Source organism: Streptomyces sp. NPDC053431 (assembly GCF_044544925.1).
Classification (GTDB): Bacteria; Actinomycetota; Actinomycetes; order Streptomycetales; family Streptomycetaceae; genus Streptomyces.
Map to the genome: position 1 here is coordinate 324,799 of NZ_JBITXX010000008.1, position 6,422 is coordinate 331,220.

Consider the following 6,422-nt stretch of genomic DNA (forward strand, 5'->3'; position numbering starts at 1 on the left):
TCAGAGGGGGCCCGTACGGTGATGCCGTGATCGCGATCGAGTACGTACGGGGGGACGCCACCGCACCGCGGGGCAAGGGCGTCAAGATCGTCGCGCATGTCTGCAACGACCTGGGCGGCTGGGGCAAGGGCTTCGTGCTGGCGGTCTCGCGCCGCTGGCCGGAGCCCGAGGCGGCCTTCCGCCGCTGGCACCGGGAGCGCGCCGGGAACGACTTCGGACTCGGCGCGGCCCAGTTCGTCCAGGTGGAGCCGTACGTGTGGGTGGCCAATCTGGTGGGGCAGCGGGGGATACGGACGGGGCGGAGCAGCGGAGTGCCGGTGCGGTACGAGGCGATCGACGCGGCCCTCGGGCGGCTCGCGGACAAGGCGGCGGAGCTGGGGGCCTCCGTGCACATGCCCCGGATCGGCTGCGGGCTCGCGGGCGGGAAGTGGTCCCGGGTCGAGCCGCTGATAGCCGAGCGGCTGCTGGCGCGGGGGATACCGGTCACGGTGTACGACTTCGGGGCGTAGCGGGCCCCTGGGGCACCCCCGCGGGGGGACAGGCACGTCGAACGCTAGAGTCATGCGCCTGTTCGAATCAGGGGCATGACAGGGGGAGGGAAATGCAGGCGCAACTCAGGGAGACGGCCACGGAGTTGGCCGCGGTCCTGTGGCGGGAGCACACCGTCTATCGCGAGCGCGGCGGCGGTGTGGTGATCCGGGGCGACCATGTGCGGCGCTGGATCAGCCTGGCGCCGACCGGCGGCAAGGACCAGGCCCTGGTCCGCGCGGGCCGGATCCTGGACGGCGGCACGACCGCGCCCGCCCGGCTGGAGGCCGTGGTCGACCTGACGGCCGGGACGGCCGAGCTGGCGGCGGTCTGCCGCCGGCTGCTCGCCGAGACCGCCGCCGAGGCCGCGCCCTCGGCCGCCGGATCCCGGCCGGTCCGGGCCTCGCGGCCGGCCCGGGCCAAGGGGCCGGGGGCGGCCCGCCCGCGCCGGGGACGTCACACGGGCGTCGGCTCGTGGGTGGTCCTGCTGTGCGTGGGCGGTGTGGTCGCCCTCTGGGCGTACAGCGTCTTCGGCGGCGCGTACTAGCGCCCGCTGCGGGGGTGTGGACACACGAAGGCGCCGTGGGCTCTGCGGAGCCCATGGCGCCTTCGCGTTCGCCTTCGCGTTCGCCTTCGCGTTCGCCTTCGCGTTCGCCTTCCCGGCCGGCCGGGAAGGCGAAGGGCGGGGCGGGTCAGTTGCTCACGTAGCCCGTCACGGGGTAGTGGTCGGAGAGGTTCGTGTACGTGTACCGGGTGCCCCAGCTGGAGACGGTCCAGGGCGCGGTCTGCTCCGGGATCACGTTGTTCGTCCAGTTCGCCGGGCGCGCGTGGCCGGCCCGGTACAGGACGTAGTCGAGGTCCTCGCGCGGGTCGGTCGGGTAGCGGTCGTGGGCGATCGAGTTCAGCGCCGTGTCGAAGGAGTACGGGTGTCCGGTGCGCGAGTCCGCGCCGACCAGGTCCGCGTCCGCGAGCATCGACGCGTACTCGGGCGTGCGCGAGTCCACGTTCATGTCACCGGTGACGATCACCTGCTCGTCGGCCGGGATGTTCTTGGCGTCGAGGAAGGCGTCGATGTTCTTGAACTGGCGGCTGCGCATCTGCGCCGCCTCGCCCGTCGAGCAGCCCGAGTCGGTCGACTGGGCGTGCGTGCCGACCACGTGCACCTTGGTGCCGTTGACGTCCAGGACCGCGTAGACGAAGCCCTTGTTCGAGTACCAGTCGGAGCCGCAGGCGTCCTTGTAGACGTACTGCTCCTTGCGGAGGATCGGCCACTTGCTGAGCAGCGTCACGCCGCCGTCCTCCGGCGTGGTGGTCGAGTAGGCACCGCCGGTGGCGTCCCAGCCGGACTTGGAGCGGCCCACGACCGGGGTCTGGTACGGGTACTGCGCGGCGGCCTTCGCCTTGAGGGCGTCGGACGCGGAGTTGTCGAAGGCCTCCTGGAGCACGACGACGTCGTTGCCCTGGAAGAAGGGCGCGGCGGGGATGGCGGCCGCGCGGTGGTCCTGTCCCCAGTTCGGGTAGAGCGTCTTCGAGAAGAGGAAGACGTTGTAGGTCAGCACCTTCAGCTGCGGGCCCGCGGCGGTGCTCGCCGTGGTCGCCGTGTCGGCGGCCGACGCGGCGGGAGCGGTGGCCCCCAGGGCGGCCGCGGCGAGCGCGACGGAGAGGGCGGCGCCGGGGATACGGCGGATGACGGCGAACGGCACTGTGAACTCCCGGATCAGAGTGGGGGGTTGGACCGGCGCCGCACATCAAATCAGCCAGGGTTACCTTCCGGTAGCCATTGGATGCCGGAAATCTTGCGTCGCTCGCACAAACGCGCCAACTCTCGGCCGACTGCCTGAATTGCGAGTTTTGCGACCAGGTAAGATGCCGCCCATGACCCTCGCGCAGAACTCGCAGATCTTCCCCACCGACCTGGGCCCGCTGAACCCGGTGTGGGCCGAGCTCATCATCGGTGCCGTCCTCTTCGCCCTGACCTTCCTGATCCTCGCCAAGGGGATCCTGCCGAAGATCAACCGCACCCTCGAGCAGCGCGAGGACGCCATCGAAGGCGGCAGCGAGCGCGCCGACGACCTGCGCGCCGAGGCCACCGCGATCCGCGAGCAGTACGAGGCCGAGCTGGCCGAGGCCCGCCACGACGCCGCCCGCATCCGCTCGCAGGCCACCGAGGAGGGCTCCCAGGCCATCGCCGCCGCCCGCGCCGAGGGCGTGCGCGAGCGCGAGGCCATCCTGGCCGCCGGCCACGAGCGCATCGCCGCCGAGCGCGAGGCCGCCGAGCGCGAGCTCGCCGGCGACGTCGACGCCTGGGCCCGCTCCCTGGCCGGCCGCATCGTCGGCGAGCCGGTCGGCGCCGAGCGCCCCTGACGCACCGCGCACACCCGTACGGGGCCGCGCCCCGGGCCACGCCGCCCGGGACGCGGCCCCGCGTCATGTCGACGGGCCGGGTCGCCCTGGTCACCGGGCCCGGCCCGGGTCGCCACCGGGTCCGGTCCGCGCGGCCCTCGTCACCGGATCCGGTCCGCGCGGTCCGATTCGCGCGGTCCGATTCGCGCGGTCCGGGCGACCCGGCCGCGCGGCCGAGGGGGACAATGCCTGAGGGAGACCACGTGAGGCATCGCGTAAGCGACCGCGTGAGGGAGGACGATGACATGCCCAGCCCGCAGTACCCGGCCCAGGGGGCGAGCCCCGTCGGCGCCGCCGCTTCCGAGCTCGACGCCGGCGGGCAGGGCTACGGCCCCGGGCAGGAACCCGGCACCGGCCATGACCCCGGGCAGGACCCCGCGCGGCGTGACGCCCGCGTCGGCCGTCGCGCCGAGCCCGTGCCGCCGCCCGTCGGAGGCGTGCTGTGGACGGTCGCCGGAGACATCCGGGCGCTGCTGATGCTGCCCGCCGCCCTCACCATGCAGGTCGCGCACCCCGCCATCGGCGCCGGCGTCGACGACCACTCGGTCTTCCGCACCGACCCCTGGGGCCGCGGCGAACGCTCCCTGCGCTCGCTCCAGCTGTGGATCTACGGCGGCGAGGCCGCGGCCGAGGAGGGGCGCCGGCTCCGCGCGCTCCACAAGGAGATCCAGGGCACCGACGCGCACGGACGTCGCTACCACGCCCTCACCCCCGCGTACTACGCCTGGGTGCACGCCACCGGCTATCCCGTCTACCGGCACGGCCTGCGCTACCTCGCCCGCCCCCTCACCGAGGCCCAGGAGCGGCAGCTCTACGCCGAGTGGCTCCAGGTCGGCCGGGTGCTCGGCATCCACGACCGGGACATGCCGCAGACGATCGAGGAGTTCTGGCCCTACTACCGCCGCGTCCTCGCGGAGGAGATCGAGGCCACGGCGGTGGTCCGCGAACTGGTGGCCACCGATCAGCCGGTGCCGGCCCCCGACCGCGGCCCGCTACCCGTAAGGCTCGCCCTCAAGGCGCTGTGGCCGCTGCTCCGCGGCCCCTTCCTGCGGGCCCGGGCGTTCCTCACCGTCGGCCTCATGCCGCCGGACGCCCGCGAGGCGATCGGCCTGGAGTGGACGGCCGCCCAGGAGCGCCGGCTGCGCCGCTTCACCCGGGTCGTACGGGCCGTGGTGCCCGTCCTCCCCGAGCGGCTGCGCTATCTCCCGCTGGCGAGGAAGGCCCGGCGGGAGGCCCGGCTCGGCGCGGCGGAAGCCCGGTCCGGGCACCGTTCCTGACCCCTGTCCGGGCCTGCCGGCCGGGTGTCGCCTGACGCCCGTCCCGGCGCCCGCCCGCGCTCGGCCCGTGTCCGGCCTGGCGCTCGGCCCGTGTCCCGGCCCGGCGCTCGGCCTGGCGTCCGGCTCGCGCCCGGCCTGGCGCCCGGCCTGGCGTCCGGCCTGGTGCCGGGCTCGGCGTCCGGCCCGTCTCCGGCCCCGCGCCCGGCCCGCCTCCGGCTCGCGCCCGGCCCGCCTCCCGGCCGCCTCCCGCTCGTGTCCGGCCCGCCTCCGGCCGCGTCCGGCCCGGACCCTGCCCGCGTCCGGCTCGCGCCCGGACCCTGCCCGCCTCCGGACCCCGCCCGCGTCCGGCCCGTCTTCGGCTTGTGGCCGGTTCGTGTCCGGCCCGCCTCCGGCCGCGTCCGGCCCGGACCCTGCCCGCGTCCGGCTCGCGCCCGGACCCTGCCCTCCTCCGGAACCCGCCCGCGTCCGGCCCGTCTTCGGCTTGTGGCCGGTTCGTGTCCGGCCCGCCTCCGGCCGCGTCCGGCCCGGACCCTGCCCGCCTCCGGCCCGCATTCGGCGCGCGCCCGGACCCTGCCCGCCTCCGGACCCCGCGCGCGCCCGGCCCGCCTTCCGCTTGCGCCCGCCCCGCGCGCGGCCCGCGCCCCAGGCGCCGCCTGGGCCGGGCCCGTCATGGCCCCATGATCACCTCGCCAGAGAGTCCAGGTAGGCGTCGAGCAGCTCGACCTGGGTCTCGGGCGGGAAGGTGTCGGGGTTGAACAGCGCCTGGACCACCAGGCCGAGGACGAAGGACTGGGCGCCGGCCGCGAGGCGGGCCGGGTCGCCCCGGGGCAGTTCGCCGCGCTCCTGCGCGGTGGCGATCAGCTCGGCGAGCCGCTCCCGGCTGCGCCCGTACTTGCCGGCGTAGTCCGCGCCGAGAGCCGGGTCGGCGAGCGCCGTGTCCCAGGACGAGACCCAGATCCGGTTGCCGGCCGTGGCCTCGGCGGTGAGCGGCAGGATGTCGAGCAGCGCCGCGCGCACGGCGGCGATGCCCTGCTCCGCCGAGCGCCTCGGCCGGGCGGCGGTGCGCTCGTCGAGGAGGGCGAGCGCGTGCGCGACCAGATCACGCTTTGCCGGAAAGTAGTGGGTCAACAGACCGGTGGTGGCACCGAGTTCGGCGGCGACGGCGCGCATGGTGAGGCCGCCGAAGCCGTGCGCGGCCAGGACGCGCCAGACCGCCTCGGAGACCTCGCGGCGCCGGGCCTCGTGATCGCCCTTGGGACGTGACATGCTGCTACGGTAATGGCCATAACGCTTGTTGTGTGAATGGGGCCCTCATGTTCTCCCTCCCGCTGCGGGACAACGCCGTCCTCCGGCCGCTCGAGTCGTGGCACGCCGAGGAGTTCGCCGCCCACCTGGACCGCGCGCGCCGGCACATCCGGCCGTGGGTCGGACCGGCCTTCGTCACGACCGACGTCGAGGGCGCCCGCGGCACCCTCGTCCGCTACGGCCGGCGTCAGGCCGAGGACGGGGGACGCCTGTACGGGATCTGGCTGGACGGCACGCTGGTCGGGGGCGTGATGTTCACCGACTTCGACGCCGCGTGGGGGACCTGCGAGGTCGGCTGCTGGCTCGAACCGGCGGGGGAAGGGCACGGCCTGATCACCGAGGCCTGCACCGCCCTCCTGGACTGGGCGCTCGTCGAGCGTGGCCTGCACCGCGCCGAATGGCACTGCCGCGCCGACAACCACCGCAGCGCCGCGGTCGCCCAGCGCCTCGGCATGACCCTCGAAGGCGTCCGCCGCGAGGCCTGGCCGTACGACGGCGCCCGCCACGACAAGCAGATCTGGGGCGTCCTCGCCACGGAATGGCGCGCCCACCGCGGGTGAGACGAAGGCCCGTGCGGCGCCGGCGCGCCCGGCGAAGAACGCCGCGAGGCCCCGCCGCCCAGGCGCCGACGCCGGGCGTCCCCGTACGGGGTGCCGTACGGGAAGCGCCCCGTACGGCACCCCGTACGGGAAGCGCGCCCCACACAAGAAGTAGCCGCCCCGCACAGGAAGCCCCCCGCGCCCCCGCCAGCGCCCCCCACCCCCGCCCGCGCCCCCCCGCCCCCACACCCCCGCGACGCCGCGGCCACGACCGTCCCCACCCCGCCGCCCCGCAGGCACGGCTTCCCCGCGGCGCCCGCCGCGCTCCCCGTGAACCACAGCGATCTGGTGCGCTTCGAACCGGCCGTGG

General features: G+C 75.4%; 7 protein-coding genes. 5 read left to right on the plus strand and 2 right to left on the minus strand.

The window, feature by feature from the left end:
- Positions 1-26: 26 nt before the first annotated feature.
- Both ACIGXE_RS21400 and ACIGXE_RS21405 read left to right on the plus strand, forming a co-directional pair.
- Positions 27-509 carry a macro domain-containing protein gene (locus ACIGXE_RS21400; RefSeq protein WP_399749609.1) on the plus strand — a complete coding sequence of 161 codons (483 nt, stop codon included), beginning with the start codon at positions 27-29 and terminating at the stop codon, positions 507-509.
- Between the two features lie 92 nt (positions 510-601).
- Positions 602-1,075, plus strand: a complete 474-nt coding sequence (locus ACIGXE_RS21405) for a hypothetical protein (RefSeq protein WP_399749611.1) — start codon at positions 602-604, stop codon at positions 1,073-1,075.
- Between the two features lie 145 nt (positions 1,076-1,220).
- Here ACIGXE_RS21405 and sph read toward each other — a convergent pair whose 3' ends face one another.
- A complete protein-coding gene (sph, locus tag ACIGXE_RS21410) occupies positions 1,221-2,231 on the minus strand; it encodes a sphingomyelin phosphodiesterase (protein WP_399749613.1) in 1,011 nt (336 codons plus the stop codon).
- Between the two features lie 172 nt (positions 2,232-2,403).
- On the opposite strand from sph, the gene ACIGXE_RS21415 reads away from it, so the two are divergent.
- Together ACIGXE_RS21415 and ACIGXE_RS21420 are read left to right on the plus strand one after the other, a co-directional pair.
- The gene (locus ACIGXE_RS21415) at positions 2,404-2,892 is read left to right on the plus strand and encodes a hypothetical protein (RefSeq protein ID WP_399749615.1); all 489 of its coding nucleotides are present in this window, start codon (positions 2,404-2,406) and stop codon (positions 2,890-2,892) included.
- 284 nt (positions 2,893-3,176) lie between these two features.
- Positions 3,177-4,208 carry an oxygenase MpaB family protein gene (locus ACIGXE_RS21420; protein WP_399749617.1) on the plus strand — a complete coding sequence of 344 codons (1,032 nt, stop codon included), beginning with the start codon at positions 3,177-3,179 and terminating at the stop codon, positions 4,206-4,208.
- A 681-nt stretch (positions 4,209-4,889) separates the two neighbouring features.
- Here ACIGXE_RS21420 and ACIGXE_RS21425 read toward each other — a convergent pair.
- On the minus strand, positions 4,890-5,474 hold the full coding sequence (locus tag ACIGXE_RS21425) for a TetR/AcrR family transcriptional regulator (protein ID WP_399749619.1): 585 nt from the start codon (positions 5,472-5,474) through the stop codon (positions 4,890-4,892).
- A 47-nt stretch (positions 5,475-5,521) separates the two neighbouring features.
- Between ACIGXE_RS21425 and ACIGXE_RS21430 the strand changes: the two genes are divergently transcribed.
- Positions 5,522-6,073, plus strand: coding sequence for a GNAT family N-acetyltransferase (locus tag ACIGXE_RS21430; RefSeq protein WP_399749684.1), 552 nt, complete (start codon positions 5,522-5,524; stop codon positions 6,071-6,073).
- Positions 6,074-6,422: the final 349 nt, after the last annotated feature.

Coding starts and splice junctions, on each gene's coding strand:
- ACIGXE_RS21405 (WP_399749611.1), top strand. CDS start 602: ATGCAGGCGCAACTCAGGGAGACGGCCACGGAGTTGGCCGCGGTCCTG.
- ACIGXE_RS21415 (WP_399749615.1), top strand. CDS start 2,404: ATGACCCTCGCGCAGAACTCGCAGATCTTCCCCACCGACCTGGGCCCG.
- ACIGXE_RS21420 (WP_399749617.1), top strand. CDS start 3,177: ATGCCCAGCCCGCAGTACCCGGCCCAGGGGGCGAGCCCCGTCGGCGCC.
- ACIGXE_RS21425 (WP_399749619.1), bottom strand. CDS start 5,474: ATGTCACGTCCCAAGGGCGATCACGAGGCCCGGCGCCGCGAGGTCTCC.
- ACIGXE_RS21430 (WP_399749684.1), top strand. CDS start 5,522: ATGTTCTCCCTCCCGCTGCGGGACAACGCCGTCCTCCGGCCGCTCGAG.